12 protein-coding genes and 1 pseudogene are annotated in these 14,966 nt (G+C 64.4%); 6 read left to right on the forward strand and 7 right to left on the reverse strand.

Annotated elements, in window-relative coordinates; genetic code table 11:
- Window positions 1-29 precede the first annotated feature (29 nt).
- Window positions 30-1,303: pseudogene (locus tag NKK52_RS05255) on the reverse strand (D-tagatose-bisphosphate aldolase, class II, non-catalytic subunit).
- Complete coding sequence (locus NKK52_RS05260) at window positions 1,303-2,283, reverse strand: tagatose kinase (protein ID WP_023685891.1); 981 nt, start codon at window positions 2,281-2,283, stop codon at window positions 1,303-1,305. The pseudogene NKK52_RS05255 and the gene NKK52_RS05260 overlap by 1 nt, the downstream one beginning before the upstream one ends.
- Before the next feature lie 210 nt (window positions 2,284-2,493).
- On the opposite strand from NKK52_RS05260, the gene NKK52_RS05265 reads away from it, so the two are divergent.
- Window positions 2,494-3,123 (forward strand): glutathione S-transferase family protein, encoded by a 630-nt coding sequence (locus NKK52_RS05265; protein ID WP_023685890.1) that lies wholly within the window; start codon window positions 2,494-2,496, stop codon window positions 3,121-3,123.
- A gap of 149 nt (window positions 3,124-3,272) precedes the next feature.
- Window positions 3,273-3,506, forward strand: coding sequence for a hypothetical protein (locus tag NKK52_RS05270; protein WP_081726147.1), 234 nt, complete (start codon window positions 3,273-3,275; stop codon window positions 3,504-3,506).
- A gap of 67 nt (window positions 3,507-3,573) precedes the next feature.
- Here NKK52_RS05270 and NKK52_RS05275 read toward each other — a convergent pair whose 3' ends face one another.
- The 5 genes from NKK52_RS05275 to NKK52_RS05295 form a co-directional block, all read right to left on the reverse strand.
- Window positions 3,574-4,071, reverse strand: a complete 498-nt coding sequence (locus NKK52_RS05275) for a GNAT family N-acetyltransferase (RefSeq protein ID WP_023685888.1) — start codon at window positions 4,069-4,071, stop codon at window positions 3,574-3,576.
- 11 nt (window positions 4,072-4,082) lie between these two features.
- Window positions 4,083-5,099, reverse strand: coding sequence for an ABC transporter permease (locus NKK52_RS05280; RefSeq protein ID WP_023685887.1), 1,017 nt, complete (start codon window positions 5,097-5,099; stop codon window positions 4,083-4,085).
- Window positions 5,096-6,727 carry a sugar ABC transporter ATP-binding protein gene (locus NKK52_RS05285; RefSeq protein WP_502902989.1) on the reverse strand — a complete coding sequence of 544 codons (1,632 nt, stop codon included), beginning with the start codon at window positions 6,725-6,727 and terminating at the stop codon, window positions 5,096-5,098. Before NKK52_RS05285 ends, NKK52_RS05280 begins: the two co-directional genes overlap by 4 nt.
- A 171-nt stretch (window positions 6,728-6,898) precedes the next feature.
- Window positions 6,899-7,846 (reverse strand): substrate-binding domain-containing protein, encoded by a 948-nt coding sequence (locus NKK52_RS05290; protein ID WP_023673481.1) that lies wholly within the window; start codon window positions 7,844-7,846, stop codon window positions 6,899-6,901.
- A gap of 407 nt (window positions 7,847-8,253) precedes the next feature.
- Window positions 8,254-9,261, reverse strand: coding sequence for an aldo/keto reductase (locus NKK52_RS05295; RefSeq protein WP_023685885.1), 1,008 nt, complete (start codon window positions 9,259-9,261; stop codon window positions 8,254-8,256).
- 396 nt (window positions 9,262-9,657) lie between these two features.
- Here NKK52_RS05295 and NKK52_RS05300 point away from each other — a divergent pair, with 396 nt between their 5' ends.
- The 4 genes from NKK52_RS05300 to NKK52_RS05315 all read left to right on the forward strand — a co-directional run bounded on the left by NKK52_RS05300 (window position 9,658) and on the right by NKK52_RS05315 (window position 14,964).
- On the forward strand, window positions 9,658-9,882 hold the full coding sequence (locus NKK52_RS05300) for a hypothetical protein (RefSeq protein ID WP_023673483.1): 225 nt from the start codon (window positions 9,658-9,660) through the stop codon (window positions 9,880-9,882).
- A 117-nt stretch (window positions 9,883-9,999) separates the two neighbouring features.
- Entirely contained in the window at window positions 10,000-12,492 is a 2,493-nt protein-coding gene (gene ligD, locus NKK52_RS05305) for a DNA ligase D (protein WP_023685884.1), read from the forward strand.
- Between the two features lie 448 nt (window positions 12,493-12,940).
- Complete coding sequence (gene ku, locus NKK52_RS05310; RefSeq protein WP_023685883.1) at window positions 12,941-13,846, forward strand: non-homologous end joining protein Ku; 906 nt, start codon at window positions 12,941-12,943, stop codon at window positions 13,844-13,846.
- The gene (locus NKK52_RS05315; protein WP_023715150.1) at window positions 13,843-14,964 is read left to right on the forward strand and encodes a tetratricopeptide repeat protein; all 1,122 of its coding nucleotides are present in this window, start codon (window positions 13,843-13,845) and stop codon (window positions 14,962-14,964) included. The genes ku and NKK52_RS05315 overlap by 4 nt, the downstream gene beginning before the upstream one ends.
- Window positions 14,965-14,966: the final 2 nt, after the last annotated feature.

Consider the following 14,966-nt stretch of genomic DNA (forward strand, 5'->3'; position numbering starts at 1 on the left):
TGAGGCAAAGATCAACCCGGCGCAATGCCTCAGGTCCCACGGCAGGCCGCGTCATAGTCGGCCAGCACCTGATCGACAGCTTCGAGAAGGATAGCCTCGGGATTGCCCGCCGGCCCGAGTTCGGCCGGCAGCGCCGGCAGGAATTGCCGCATCAGCGTTTCGGGAATGGCGACCCCGTCCAGCGCCTTGCGCAGGTGCTCGACGGCCGCGACAGCGGTGGAGTTGCTCCAATAATAGCGGATGCGGTCGCTGTAGCTGTAATGCCGCTGCACATAGAGCTCTGCTTCATTGCCGTGATAGTGGCTGTGCCAATGGCCGGGTGCTGCCAGCATCGCGCCTTCCATGGTCCGGGCGAGCGACCGGTCGCCATAATCCGTGATCATTTCGGATGCTATCAGGTCGAGCCCGTAAAGCGCCTCGCGCAAGGCGAAGGTCAGGCCGGGGCCGACCTTGAGGATGGAAAGCCGTTTGCGACCAGCGCGGTCAAAGCCGCACGGCTCTGGTAGTCGGTCGAATGCGCCTCGTAGACGAGCGACGGCTGCTCATCGAGCAAGCCGGTCAGGCCCTTGGATTTCTCGGGCGCGTAGGCGACGACGTTCTGGCTGCCGAATTCCACGCCCGGCTGCACGACCACGGCGATGACGCGGCCGAAGGCCTCGGACAGGCCTTCGCGGGCAAAGATCTCCCGGTGAACCTCGATCGTGCGCCGCGCCGCCGCCGCCTCGGTCGGCTTCAACTCGCTGATCGGATGGTCGACTCCGCCGGGGGCGGGGACTTCGGTGCCGATGATGTAGACCGGCAAGGTGCTGCCTGCGGCGTGCGCGCCCGTTTCGGCCGCCTTTGCCAGCCTCGCCGCCCGGGTGGCGATGGTCTCGTCGTCAAGCGCCGCCGGCTCGCCGGCGCAGCCCATCGATGCGTCGAGATGAATCTTGGTGCAGCCGGCCGCGATATAGGCGCCGACCATGGCCTCGGCCTTGTCCATCGCCTGCGCCGCCGGCTCTGCGCGCCACGGGTTCGGTCCCAGATGGTCGCCGCCGAAGATGATGCGCGAGGCTTCCAGCCCCTCGCGGCAGGCGATCTCCAGCACGAAGGCGACGAACAGCGCCGGGGTCATTCCGGTATAGCCGCCGAACTGGTTGACCTGATTGCAGGTTGCCTCGATCAGCAGGTTTTTCTCCCTGTCGGCAACGGCGCGCCGTATCGCTGTCTGGATCACCAGGGGATGAGCCGAGCAGATCGAGGTGATGCCGTAGGGTGCTCCGTTCCGGCGGGCCGCCGCGAGACCGGCAAGGGGATTGGCCATCATCTCGCTGTTCCCTTGATGAATTGATCGAGTCCGTCGAAGCTGGTGACGCCCTCCATCGGGCCGCGCCGGGTGACGTTGCGGGCGCCGGAGGCATTGGCATAAAGCAGCGCCTTGCCGGGCTCCATCCCCTGGCGGCGGCAGGTCAGGTAGGTGGCGCCGAAACAATCGCCGGCGCCCGTGGGGTCGACTTCGTCGACCTGAAAACCGGCGCAGTCGATCCTGGCGCCGTCGGCGCCGAACCAGGAAGAGCCGTCAGCACCGCGCTTCAGCACGATCTCGCCGACGCCCCTGGCAAACAGCGCCGCCACCGCCTGATGCTCGTCATCGACGCCCGCCGTAGCGAGCAATTCGTCGCCGGACGGCAGCAGCAGGTCGGCATCGTCGATGAGTGCGGAAAACAGTGCGCCGTCGGAGCCGTCGATCAGCTCCTTGCGCACATTCGGGTCGAATGAGGTCGAGCCGCCGCGGGCACGAACCGCCTGCACTGCGTAGCTGACGATCTCCTTCAGCCCTGCCACCGACAGCGTCGATCCCATGATATGCAGATGGCCGGCCCTGTCCGCCAGCAGGCGCGCAGCAGTGGTCAGGTGGATCTGCCCGGCGGCGGATTCGGCGATGTTGTAGACGAAGTCCCTGATACCATCGGGCCGGTAGCGCACGAAGGCGCATCCCGTCGGGAAGCGGTCGCTGATATCGACGGCTGAGACGTCGACGCCGTCGAGCTCCAGCCTGTCCAGGTTGAGCGTGCCGAAATCGTCGCGGCCGACGCAGCCGATAATGCCGGCGCCGCCCCCCAGCCGCGCAACCTGATCGATGAAAATCGCCGGCGCACCGCTGGGGAATGGCCCGACGAGCGTTTGCGGCTCGAGGAAGCCGAAACCCCGTTCCGTCGCCATGATCTCGACCAGGATTTCGCCGGCGACGATCGTTGGCCCCACGGCCTCGGCGGCGATCTCGCTGCGGCGCGAAAGGCTCATGCTTGCGATTCCTCTCACACGCAGACTGATTGCTTGCCCGCGCAGTTATCCGACGCAAGTGTTTATCGGGTAAATCGCACATACAGCGAAGTCAATAAAACTTTACATGCGTATAGTTTATCTGTTTTCGCGCGTACACATTGCAGGATTCGGGTGGCTGGTATCGTGGCACCGTGCAAATCAGGCGTCGACCCCAGCGAAAGGACAGCCATGCTCACGCTTCATGATTATTTGCCGTCGCAAAACGGTTGGAAGGCGAGGGTCGTGCTCGGCCTGCTCAACATCCCCTATGAAAGCCGCCTGGTGTCGATTTTCGAGGGCGAGAGCCACACCGACGCCTTCCTGAAGCTCAACCCGGCCGGCGCCGTTCCTGTGCTCGAACTCGAGGATGGCCGTGCAATCGCCGAATCGAATGCGATCCTCATTTATCTTGCCGAAGGCACGCCCTTGCTGCCGGCGGATCGCTATGTCAGCGCGAAAGTTATGCAATGGCTGTTCTTCGAACAGTACCATGTCGAGCCGGTCATCGGCTCCCTGCGCTTCTGGACGCTGGCCGGAAGGCTGGAGCGCAACCAGGCGATGCTTCCGGCCAAGCGCGAAGCCGGCGCCCGCACGCTGGCAGCGCTGGAGCGCAGCCTGAACGACACGCCGTTCCTTGTCGGCGACATGCTCACGATCGCCGACATTGCTGTCTATGCCTACGGCCACCGTGCCGAAGATTGCGGCTTTGCGCTGGCGGCTTATCCGGCGGTCCTCGCCTGGACGGACCGGGTGCGCGACGCCATCGGTCCCGGCTATCCCGTGCATCTCTACAGCATCGATCCGCACTCGGCTGCTTGACGGCAAAAGGCGCGCGCGTTCACCTTGCTTAGTCGAAAAGAAGACCCAGATTCTGCTTTGTCGGCGGTTTTTACTCGCAATCCGTTGGCTGGATGGCCGGGTCTCGGCGTCATCTCGACGACCGGCCGGCACTTAGCATGGAGGTGACCATGACACGCAACGACATCATTTCGGTGTTGGGGCCGGTAGACGAGGCGGTCATAGCCGACATCGCGCTGACCGGCGCCACCCTTGAAGAACTGCGCGAGGCGTTCGCCTGGCTCAGTGCCGACGAGGCCCTGGTCAACGAGGGTCGCCCCTTGCCGGGAACGAAGGTGGCGCGGCTGATCGAAATCCTCGATATGCCGGACGACGAGGACGGCCACCAGGCGGTGGCGCAGTAGGCCGTAGGCGTAGGGTATCGGTCTGCGCCACCTTATTCCCCTATTCCCTACGGCCTATTCCATTCCCTTACGCCCTCGACAGCAGCCGGCGCATGATCAGCGAGGCGTGGCCGCCAACGCCGTGCGCGGCCGTGTGGCGCTCGACCACTTCGAAACCGTGCTTGCGATAGAAGGCGATCGCCCGGTCGTTGCCCTCGATCACTTCCAGCGCAATGCTGGGGATGCCGGCATGCGCGACAAGCACCGCGTGCAGCAGGTCGGTGGCGAGCCCGCTGCCGAACTCTGTCTTGTCGATGTGCAGCCGGTCGAGCAGGACATCGCCACGATCGTCCATCGCCGCCATCGCGTAGCCGGCGATCGAACCGTCCGGCCGTTCGGCCACGAACGACATCTTGTTGTCGTCCGCAAGTTCCTCGGCCAGCCGCTCGGGCGCATGCTTGTCGTCCGAGAGCCGCGCAGTGGTCTCTGGCCCCATAATTGCCGAATAGGTGCGCCGCCAGGATTCCCCCAACAGCCGCGACACCGCCGCTATATCTTTCTCGGTCATCGCCCTGATCTGAACCATGGCCTGAATCCTCACCGCCTCACCCGCGACTTCAGCCAACGATCGAAGGCCACGGCGAGGATCAGGATCAGGCCGATGACGATGCTTTGTGTGTAGGACGAGACATTGTTGAACTGCAGCCCGTTCTGCAGCACGCCGATCAGTGCTGCGCCCACCACCGTGCCGCCGACTGAGCCGATGCCGCCGAATAGCGAGGTGCCGCCGATGACCACGGCCGAAATCACCGTAAGCTCGTAGCCGATGCCGGCCACGGCTTCGGAGGAGTTGAGCCGTGCTGACAAAACGAAGGCGGCCAGCCCGGCGAAGAAGCCGACGATGACATAGACCGAGATCAGAATGCGGTCGACGCGCAGGCCCGACAGGCGTGCGGCCTCGGCATTGCCGCCGACGGCATAGACGGCGCGGCCGTAGCGCGTATAGCGCAGCACGATGTGGCACAGGATGGCCGCCGCCGCGAAGATGATCGCCGGCACCGGCACCGGTCCGATGAGCCCGGTGCCGAACCAGCGCATCGAGGCGTCGAAACCGGAGATCGGTCCGCCATTGGAGATGGTCAGCGTCAGGCCGCGAAACACGGTGAGCCCACCCAGCGTGACGACGAAGGGCGGCACTTTCAGCCTGGTGATGGCAAAGCCCTGGACGCCGCCGGCCAGCGCCCCGACGATGACGGCGGCAAGCAAGGCGGCGAACCAGCCATATCCTTGCGTGCCCGTGGTCGACAGCGACAGCGTGTTGGCGGTGCCGCCCTTGGCCACCACCGCGGCCACCATGCCGCAGAAGGCGAGCAGTGAGCCGACCGACAGGTCGATGCCGGCAGTGAGGATGACGAAGGTCATGCCGAGCGCGATCAGCCCGGTGATCGAGATCTGCCTCAAAATGTTGAACAGGTTGATTGGATCGATGAAGCTCGGCTTCAGCACGGTGAAGATGACGATCAACACCGCCAGGAACATCAGCGGCCCAAAACTCATCAGAAGCCGCGCGATGTTAATGCCGCTGCGCTGGGTCTGTTCGGTGGTGCTGGTCATTGCGTTGCGTCCTGCTTGCGGTCGAGCGCCATCAGTTCCATCAGTTTTTCCTCGGTCGCTTCGATGCCCGGCATTTCGCCGGTGATACGGCCGCGCCGCATCGTAACGATGCGATCCGACACTGCCAGCACCTCCGGCAGTTCCGACGAGATCATCATGATGGCGATGCCGCGCGCAGCCAACTGGACCAGGATCTGGTGCACTTCGGCCTTGGCGCCGACATCGACGCCGCGCGTCGGCTCGTCGACGATCAGTACTTTCGGGTCGCGCGCCAGCCAGCGGGCCAGGATCACCTTTTGCTGATTGCCGCCGGACAGGCCCTCGATCGCCTGCTCGGGCGAGGCCATGCGGATCGACAGTGCCTTGCGATAGCCGGCCAGCGCCTCGCGCTCGCGCCGTTCGGCCATGAAGCCGGCCCCATTGCTGTAGCGGCCGAGCGAGGCGATGGAGAAATTGTTGAGAATGCCAAGTGCTGCAAAAATCGCCTGGTGCTTGCGGTCTTCCGGCACCAGGCCGATGCCGAGTTTGATGGCGTCGGCGGGCGAAGCCGGGGCGATCGGCTTGCCGTCGAGCGCAATCGTGCCGGCCGCGATGCGGTCGGCGCCGAAAATGGCGCGGGCAAGCTCGGTGCGGCCGGAACCGACGAGCCCGGCAACGCCGAGGATTTCGCCGGCCTTCAGATCGAGGTTGACGCCTTCGAGCACGATGGCGTGCGGCGCCAATGGGTCGCGTACCGTCCGCAGCCCGCGCACCGAGAGCCTGACCTCGCCGGCGACATCGCGCTGCGTCGGCCGCGCGTAGAGCTCGGAGGCGGCGCGGCCGACCATCTTCTCGATGATTTTTGGAATCTGGATCGGCTGGCCGTCACGGTCGAGATGGCCGGCCAGCCTGCCGTCGCGCAACACCGTCATCCGGTCGCAGATCGCCGACGCTTCTTCCAGCCGATGGGTGACGAACATGATCGCCACGCCGTCCTTGCGCAGCCTGTCCATGATCGACATAAGCTTCTGCACCTCAGTCTCGGTCAGCGCCGAGGTCGGCTCGTCCATGATGATCAGGCGGCTTTCCAGCGACAGAGCGCGGGCGATTTCGACCAGCTGCTGTTCGGCGACCGAGAGCGACGACACCGGCGTCGCCGGATCGATGTCGAGGCCGACGCGGGCGATGATCGCGCGCGACGCGTCCTCCATCCTGCGCCAGCTGACCAGCCCGAGCGGACCGAGCGGCGCGCGGCCGATGAAAATGTTTTCCGCAACCGTCAGCGTCGGGATCAGGCTCAGTTCCTGATAGATGGTGACGATGCCATGCCGCTTCGCATCCTGCGGACTGGACGGCGCGTAGTCGGCGCCGTCGAAGACGATGCGGCCGCTCGACGGCGGCATCACGCCGGACAGGATTTTCAACAGCGTCGACTTGCCGGCGCCGTTCTCGCCGAGCAGGCCAAGGATCTCACTGGGCCGCACCTCGAGCGAAACGTCGCTGAGCGCGGTGACGCCGGAAAAATGCTTGGTCACGCCTTCGACGGAAAGGAGCGGGGGCGATGATGCGGCGGGTTCAACGGCGGACAAGCATTGCTCCCGGATTGCGATAGGCAGCGGGACAGCGCCCCCCTCTGTCCTGCCGGACATCTCCCCCACACGGGGGGAGATCAGCAGTTTTGCCGGCAGCACTATTTCTATAACGTTGGCGATTGGCGAAAGCAGACGTGACGGCCAATCTCCCCCCAAGTGGGGGAGATGTCCGGCAGGACAGAGGGGGGCGCGACAGAGCGCGACCTCCACCCGTCATGGGCCCTACTCTCACTTCGTCTCGTTCAACCTCTCCGCCTTGTCGAGATTGTCCTTGCCGATGACGATCGGCGTCAACAGCACCAGCTTCTCCTTCGGCTCGGTCTTGTCCCTGGCGAAGGCGACCGCGATCTGCACCGCCTTGCGCGACTGTTCGCCGGGGAACTGCTCGACCGTGCCGGCGAGCTTGCCGTCGCGCACAGCGACCAGCGCTTCCGGCAGTGCGTCGAAGCCGTAGATCTTGACGTCGGTGAAGTTGCGGGCGGCACAGGCTTCGAGCGCGCCGAGCGCCATGTCGTCATTGGCGCAGATGATGGCGTCCGGCTTGCCGTTGGCGGCAAGCCCGGCCTCGGTCACCGACAGCGCTTCGGCGCGGGCGAAATTAGCGGTCTGCTCGAAGATGATCTGGTACTTGTCCTTGAGCGGATCGAGCACATTGTGGACGCCTTTGTTGCGGTCGATCGCGGGTCCGGCACCCGGTTGGCCCTGCAAATGGAACAGCTTGGCGCCGTTGGGGAACGCCGCCACCATGGCCTGCGCCTCGGCCTCGCCGCCCTTGACATTGTCGGCGCCGACATGGGCCAGAATGCCCTCGACGCCGTCGACGCGGCGGTCGATGGTGACCACGGGAACCCCGGCCTTGACCGCTTCCTCGATCGCCGGCGCCAGCGCGTTGACGTCAAGCGGCGAAATCACGATGGCGTTGACCTTCTGCACAAGTGCGGCCTCGATGTCGGCGGTTTGCTTCGGCGCCGAGTTCTGGCCGTCGCTCTCGGTCAGGTTGACGCCTTGCGCCTGCGCCTCCGCCTTTATCTCGTTCAGCATGTGCACAAAGAACGGAAAGCCGAGATTGGGCACCGAGCCCAATATGGTCAGTTTGTCGGCGGCAAAGGCCATGGGCGCGGCCAGCGCCATGGCGCCGGTCGCCACCGTCGACAACAGGAATTCGCGTCTGTTCATCAGATATCCTCCACATGAACGCAGGAGCCCGAAACCGGGAGCGGCTCGGGACGGTCCTTGCGTCAATTCAAAAATGGAGTGTCCTGTGAACGCCCCGAAGGGACGCGAGGCGCTCCAGCCGGTCCGCCGCAACGTTCTCCTCCGCACGGCGCCGACCCAGGGATGCTAGCCAAGGAAAATCGATTACGCAAGGTGAGGCGAGGGGCTGAAACTGCTAATCTCCCCCCTTGTGGGGGAGATGTCCGGCAGGACAGAGGGGGGCGCTGTCCCGCCGACATTGGCCAATTTCACTTACATCTTTGAGCTAACCTCTACGCAGAATACTTGATGCGGGCGATCCTTCGCGCCCCCCTCTGCCTTGCCAGGCATCTCCCCCACGAGGGGGGAGATTGGCAGCTTAGACGCCTCTACCGATCGATCGTCGTCATCACCCGCTCATTGTAGCGCGGCCCTGAGACCTTGCCCGGCGCAAGGGCTGCGTCGAGCGCAGCTATCTCGGCCGCGTCGAGCGTGATCGCGGCCGCAGCAACATTTTCTTCGAGATACTTGCGCCGCTTTGTCCCCGGGATCGGCACGATGTCGATGCCGAAACCGTCGCCCTTGCCGAGCACCCAGGCCAGCGCGATCTGCGCGGGCTTTGCCCCTTTGGCCGCGGCCACCTCCTGCACCGCAGCCGCAGCCGCGACATTGGCGTCGTAGTTGGCGCCCTGGTAGCGGGGGTCGCCGCGGCGGAAATCGCCTTCCGGATAATCCTCGGCGCGCTTGACGTCGCCGGCGAGGAAACCGCGGCCGAGCGGCGCGAACGGCACCAGGCCGATGCCGAGCTTTTTGAGCAGCGGGATGATCTCCGGCTCCAGATTGCGCTCCCAAAGCGAATACTCGCTCTGCAGGGCCGACACAGGGTGCACGGCATGAGCACGGCCGATATTCGCCGCGCCCGCTTCCGAGAGGCCGAAGAAGCGCACCTTGCCCTCGGCAACCAGCCGGCCGACCGTGCCGGCGACATCTTCCATCGGCACCGCCGGATCGACGCGATGCTGGTAATAAAGGTCGACATGGTCGGTGCCGATCCGCTTCAGCGAGCCCTCCAGCGCCTCGCGGATATGGTCGGGCCGGCTGTCACGCTCCGTGCCGACCTGTCTGCCGTTTTCGATGCGGAAGCCGAATTTGGTGGCAAGGGTCACCTCATCGCGCCGGCCCTTCAGCGCCCGCCCGAGCAGTTCTTCATTGGCATAGGCGCCGTAGACTTCCGCCGTGTCGAGGAAGGTACAGCCGAGTTCGATGGCTCGGTGCAGGGTAGCGATCGATTCCGCCTCGTCGGCAGGGCCGTAGGACTGGCTCATACCCATGCAGCCGAGGCCGATCACCGAGACCTGCAGCCCCTGGCTGCCGAGTTTGCGGGTGCTGAGGGTCATTGCCGTTCTCCTTGGGGCTGAGGAAAACTATAGCGGCCGCTCCTCCAGTTTCCATAGCTGTTCGGCGGAAGAACAGCGCTTCCCTTGACAAAACCCAGCCGCAAGCGCCTTTGCCGGCGGCCATTGGGGGCCATGGGATACCAATGAAGAAGATCTACGAGAAGCCGACGCTGAACCGGCGTCAGCAGCTCTCGCGTCACCGCGCTCATAATTCCTTCGGACCACTAACCGAATATTGTCGTCGCCATTGCAAAGTCCGCTGCCGAGGCGCAGCGGTTTTTTGCTGCCGTCGGATCGTAGCGCTGCCAGAAGCAGGCGGTCAAAATTGACAGAGCGGCCGATCTCCAGCATCCTTATGCCGCCGCCATGTCTTGCGGTCTTGTGTATGAGTGAGCCATGGCCAGTTCCGTCACCAGCCAGAATTCCAAGCGCGCCGCGGTGCGCAAGGCGCTCGACCGCCACAAGGTCTACGTCACCGCGCAAAGCTTTTCCGGCGGCGTCTACTCGGCCCGCGTGCTGGTCGACGGCGAGGCCTACTGGGTCGACGAGTTCCGGCTGAGCCAGCTCCAACAAGGGCTGTCCCCGGCCGAGCTAGACCTGACGCCCGCCTCAGACGATTGAGCGTGATCTCCACATTCTTCGCACCACGCTGGGAAATCTGAAATGTTGGCGGGACAGCACTGTGCAGGAACGCGGCGCAGGGAAGGTTCGTCCGCCGCCGCCGCTCCCGCCTGACCCATGCCAACCCCGCCAAAACTCAAGGCCTACCGCGCCAAGCGCGAATTTACGAAGACGCCGGAACCGGCGGGCGGGCTCATTTCAGGCGACGGCAACCGCTTCGTCGTCCACAAGCATCACGCCACCGCCGACCATTACGATTTGCGCCTGCAGGTCGGCGGCGTGCTGAAAAGCTGGGCGGTGCCGCGCGGGCCCTCGCTCAACCCGGCCGACAAGCGGCTTGCAGTCGAGACCGAGGACCATCCGCTCGAATATATCGACTTCGAGGGCGTCATTCCCGAAGGCGAATATGGCGGCGGGCCGATGATCGTCTGGGACACCGGCACCTGGGCACCGATGGACGATGTCGACAAGAGCCTGCGCACCGGCGCCTTCAAGTTCCGGCTGGCCGGCGACAAGTTGAATGGCGGCTGGATGCTGACCCGTCTGAAGCCCAAGCCCGGCGAAGACAGCGAGAAGAAAAACTGGCTGCTGTTCAAGGAGCGCGATCTCGCCGCCGATACCGGCCTCGACATCCTGGAAGCGCGGCCGGAAAGCGTGAAGTCCGGCAAGCGGATCGAGGAGCTGGTGGCGCCGCCGAGGAAGCCGGCCCGCCTGCCGCCCAAGCCCGGCGCGCTGAAACCCGGCGCGTTGTCCGGTGCGGTCAGGGGCGATCCGCCGTCGCGCATCGAGCCGCAGCTCGCCACGCAGGTGCCGAAACCGCCGGGCGGGCCGGTGGAAGACACAGGTGAACTCTGGCTGCATGAAATAAAATTCGACGGCTATCGTACCATGGCGCATGTCGGAGATGGCGAGGTCAGGTTGATCACCCGCGGCGGCATCGACTGGACGAAGCGTTACGGCGACCTGCCGCAAGCCTTTTCCCGGCTACCGCTCAGCCAGGCGATCATCGACGGCGAGATCATGGTGCTGGACGAGAAGGGCATCTCGCGTTTCGCGCTGCTGCAGGATGCGCTGTCGGCGGGTGCGAGCAGCAAGCTCCATTTCTATGCCTTCGACCTGCTGCATCTCGACGGCTGGGACCTCCGCAAGGCGCCGCTCGCAAGACGCAAGGCCTTGCTCGCCGAACTGCTAGCCGGGCAGGGCGCCAACTCCGCCATCCAGCTGAGCGACCATGTCGAAGGCGACGGGCAGGGGCTTTACGATCAGGCCTCGATCCTTGGGCTGGAAGGCGTCGTCTCCAAGCGCGCCAACGCCATCTACCAGAGCGGCCGCACCAAGACCTGGACCAAGGTCAAGGCGCTGGAGACCGGCGATTTCATCATCGCCGGCTACACCGTTTCCGACGCGGCCGAAGGACTGGCGGCAATCGGCATGGCTGAATTCGCGGATGGTGAACTGCACTATCGCGGCAAGGTTGGCACCGGCTTCGATGCCGCGACGGCGGGCGACTTGCTGGCCCGGCTGCAGCCGCTGCGCGACGGCGCGACAGCACCCGAGGGTGTGCCGCGCGAGATCATGCGCGAGATGAAATGGGTGCGGCCGATGCTGTCGGCCCGCATCCACTACGCCAACCGCACGGCGGACAATTCGCTGCGCCACGGTGTGTTTCGGGGCTTGCGCGATGTCGGCCTGTCGACGCCGGTGTCGCCGAAGCGCAAGCGACTGATCGCCGAAGCCGATCTCGCAACCATCTGGGTGACCAATCCGGAGCGGCGGCTGTTCGGCAAGACCGGACCGACCAAACTCGACATCGCCGTCTATTACGCGCTGGTCGGCGATTTCATGCTGCCGCACATTATGGGCCGCCCGGTGTCGCTGGTGCGCTGCCCGACGGGCCTGCCGAAGGACTGTTTCTTCCAGCGCCACGCCTTCACCGGCATGCCGCCGTCGGTGGTCACTTTTGACGCCACCAACTCCGAAGGTGAAACCAAATCCTGTCTGTCGGTCGAGGGAGCAAAAGGCTATCTGGCGCTGGCGCAGTTCGGCGTCGTCGAGTTCCACACCTGGGGCACGCATCGCTTGAGCCTCGACAAGCCCGACCAGATCGTTTTCGATCTCGATCCGGGTGAGGGCATCGCCTGGCGCGAGGTGGTCGAGGCCGCCGTCCACATCAAGGGCGAATTGGAGCGGTTCGGCCTGGTGCCGTTCGCCAAGACATCCGGCGGCAGCGGCATCCACATAACCGTGCCGGTGACGCAAAAGCAGAACTGGAAGAAGCTGCACCAGGCGACCAGCGCCATCTCCACGCACCTGGCGGCCACCGCGCCCGACACTTTCACCACCACAATGGGCAAGGAAAACCGCAAGCGCCGCATCTTCATCGACTATCACCGCAACGCGCGCGGCCACACCTCCGCGGCGCCTTATTCGCTGCGCGCCCGCACCAACCTGCCGGCGTCGACGCCGGTGAGCTGGAGCGACCTTGAGACGATCGATGCGCCGCAGGATCTGAACTATTCCTCGCTGCCGGGGTTGTTGGCGACCTCGGGCGACCCCTGGGCGGACATGGAGGATTTCGCGAGGGATTTGCCGGTGTTTTCGGGGAAGTAGATCGGGAGGTGTTGGCGATCCGGCACACCCCCCTCTGTCCTGCCGGACATCTCCCCCGCAAGGGGGGAGATCGGATGTCGCCTCTGCTTTCGCCAATCGCAAACCTTGCAAGAGGAGCGATAAGGTTGAAGCTGCCAATCTCCCCACTTGCGGGGGAGATGTCCGGCAGGACAGAGGGGGGTGCTGTCCCTCCGGCATGACTTACTTCCCCAAGTCCATCGACCATGCGGACAATTTGAATTATCCTCCGTCGGTGCCCTCCAGCTCACCTGGAAGGTTTCGTCAGGAATTTGCCGGTATGTTTGGGGCCGGTGTAGGATTTCCGCAGCACCATTCGTCCTTTGGACGAAGCGCTGCAGTAAGCATGATCCCGAAACGTGGGAACCGGTTTTCGGTTAAGATCATGCTCAGTCTGAAATGTCAGTGCGTGGCCGCGTAGGAGAGTATCATGGCGCCCAGGGCAAGTTGGAAAGGTTACCTCAAGCTCAGCCTCGTCAGCTGTCCGGTCCGGCTCTATCCGGCAACGACGACCAGCGAGCGCATATCGTTCAACCAATTGCACAAGAAGACCCACAACCGCATCAACATGAAGCCGGTCGACCCTGAACTCGGCCTCGTCGAGCGCGCGGACTTGGTCAAGGGTTACGAATACGAGGACAAGCAGTACATCATCATCGATGAGGCCGACCTCGAAGCAGTGCGCATCGAATCCAATCACACGATGAACATCGAGGCCTTCGTCGACGAAGACGAGGTCGACGTCATTTATCAGGATGCGCCGTACTACATGGCGCCGGATGGCGCCATGGCGGAAGAAACCTTCGCCGTGCTGCGCGAGGCCATGCGCAAATCCGGCAAGCTGGCCATTGCCCGCCTTGTCCTGTCCAGCCGAGAGCGCGTGGTGACGATCGGCGCGCGCGAGAACGGCATGTTCGTCTGCACCTTGAGGAACCCGAACGAAGTGCGCGGCACGGCTGAATATTTCGGCAACATCCCTGCCGGCAAGCCCGATCCCGAAATGCTGCAATTGGCCGAAGCGCTGATCAAGCAGAAGGAAACCACCTTCGATCCGAAGAATTATGAGGACCGCTACGAGATCGCGCTGATGACGATGATCCGCGAGAAACTGAAGGGCCATAAGCCGATCATTGCGGCGGCGCCCGAGCGTGGCAATGTCATCAACCTCATGGACGCGTTGAAGGCGAGCCTGTCGCAATCAGCCAAGCCGCCGGCCAAGTCGAAGAGCAAGGCCGACGACGCTGAAAAACCTGCCGCCAAGGGTAAGGCGGGTGCGGCCAAGGAAAACCCGTTGAAGGCCAATCTGCTCAAGGCCGTCGGCAAGAGCAAGGGGTGACGGCGCCTACCGGTATAATCCTGGGCGCCGTCTTCGGCGCCATCGGCGCGCTGGCGGCATTTCCGCTGCGGCTCGCGGCCCGTGAGGTGGAGCGTCAGCACGGCCAGTTGCGGCGCGGCGTCACCAGGCGCACCAGCCATGTTGTGTTCGGCCGAACGCTGATCGCCAAGGCCGGCACGGCGAAGGGCGGCGATGCCGAGATCGAGCGCCGCGTTGCAGCCGAGGGCTCCGCTGGCCGAACACTCCTTAGCGAAAATGGCTTCCTGCGCCTGCTTGGTCTGATGAAGGCGCCGGAGGCGTCTTCGCTGTCCAGGCAGTCTCTCGTCGACCAGTCCAGACTGTCCGGTGCCGACCTCGACCTGCTCAGCCTGTTCGACGCCTTCGAGCACGATTGTGAACCCTACTCGTTCCGCGATCTGATCCTTGCCCGCAAATATGCCGGGCTGGTCGCCGGCGGTGCATCCTGGGGCGCGATCGCGCGCTCCGTGCATCGCTCCGGTCCGGTCGCTTCGCTCACCGCCAAATCGCTCAATGTCGGCTCGCAGCATGGCCGGCCCGGTGCGATCTATCTCGAAGGCGGCCAGAGCGAACTCGACGGCCAGCTGCTGTTTGATCTCGGCAGTGCAGCCGGCGACGACACGCTGGAGGACCTGTTCGCCGAGGCTGAAAGCGCGGAGGAACAGGGCGATCACGAGCAGGCGGCGGCCCTTTACCAGCGCTGCCTTGCCATCGATCCGAGCGACGCCATCGCCGCCTTCAACCGCGCCAACTGCCTGCGCGGCGCAGGGCGTGTCAGTGAGGCCGCGCACGACTACGCCCGCGCGATCAAGCTAGATCCCGCATTCGTCGAGGCCTGGTTCAACCTCGCCGGCCTGATGAGTGAGCAGGGCAAGGTGCCTTCTGCGCGCCGCCATCTGCAAAAGGCGATCACGCTCGACAGGACTTATGCCGATCCAGTGTTCAACCTCGCCCGACTGGAATTCGACGCCGGGGATCTACTGGAGGCGCGGCGGAACTGGGTGCGCTATCTCAAACTCGATGCTGAGTCCGAGTGGGCGCGGATGGCGCAAAAGGGGATACAGTTCGTGGATCTGCAGACGGCGCGGACGGCGGGGTGAGA

The organism is Mesorhizobium sp. C277A (assembly GCF_040324395.1).
GTDB lineage: Bacteria > Pseudomonadota > Alphaproteobacteria > Rhizobiales > Rhizobiaceae > Mesorhizobium.

Bases quoted from the DNA above. Each gene is read 5' to 3' on its own strand.
- NKK52_RS05280 (WP_023685887.1), bottom strand. From the start codon at position 5,099: ATGACCAGCACCACCGAACAGACCCAGCGCAGCGGCATTAACATCGCG.
- ligD (WP_023685884.1), top strand. From the start codon at position 10,000: ATGCCAACCCCGCCAAAACTCAAGGCCTACCGCGCCAAGCGCGAATTT.
- ku (WP_023685883.1), top strand. From the start codon at position 12,941: ATGGCGCCCAGGGCAAGTTGGAAAGGTTACCTCAAGCTCAGCCTCGTC.
- NKK52_RS05270 (WP_081726147.1), top strand. From the start codon at position 3,273: ATGACACGCAACGACATCATTTCGGTGTTGGGGCCGGTAGACGAGGCG.
- NKK52_RS05275 (WP_023685888.1), bottom strand. From the start codon at position 4,071: ATGGTTCAGATCAGGGCGATGACCGAGAAAGATATAGCGGCGGTGTCG.
- NKK52_RS05290 (WP_023673481.1), bottom strand. From the start codon at position 7,846: ATGAACAGACGCGAATTCCTGTTGTCGACGGTGGCGACCGGCGCCATG.
- NKK52_RS05285 (WP_502902989.1), bottom strand. From the start codon at position 6,727: ATGTCCGGCAGGACAGAGGGGGGCGCTGTCCCGCTGCCTATCGCAATC.
- NKK52_RS05300 (WP_023673483.1), top strand. From the start codon at position 9,658: ATGGCCAGTTCCGTCACCAGCCAGAATTCCAAGCGCGCCGCGGTGCGC.
- NKK52_RS05260 (WP_023685891.1), bottom strand. From the start codon at position 2,283: ATGAGCCTTTCGCGCCGCAGCGAGATCGCCGCCGAGGCCGTGGGGCCA.
- NKK52_RS05295 (WP_023685885.1), bottom strand. From the start codon at position 9,261: ATGACCCTCAGCACCCGCAAACTCGGCAGCCAGGGGCTGCAGGTCTCG.
- NKK52_RS05265 (WP_023685890.1), top strand. From the start codon at position 2,494: ATGCTCACGCTTCATGATTATTTGCCGTCGCAAAACGGTTGGAAGGCG.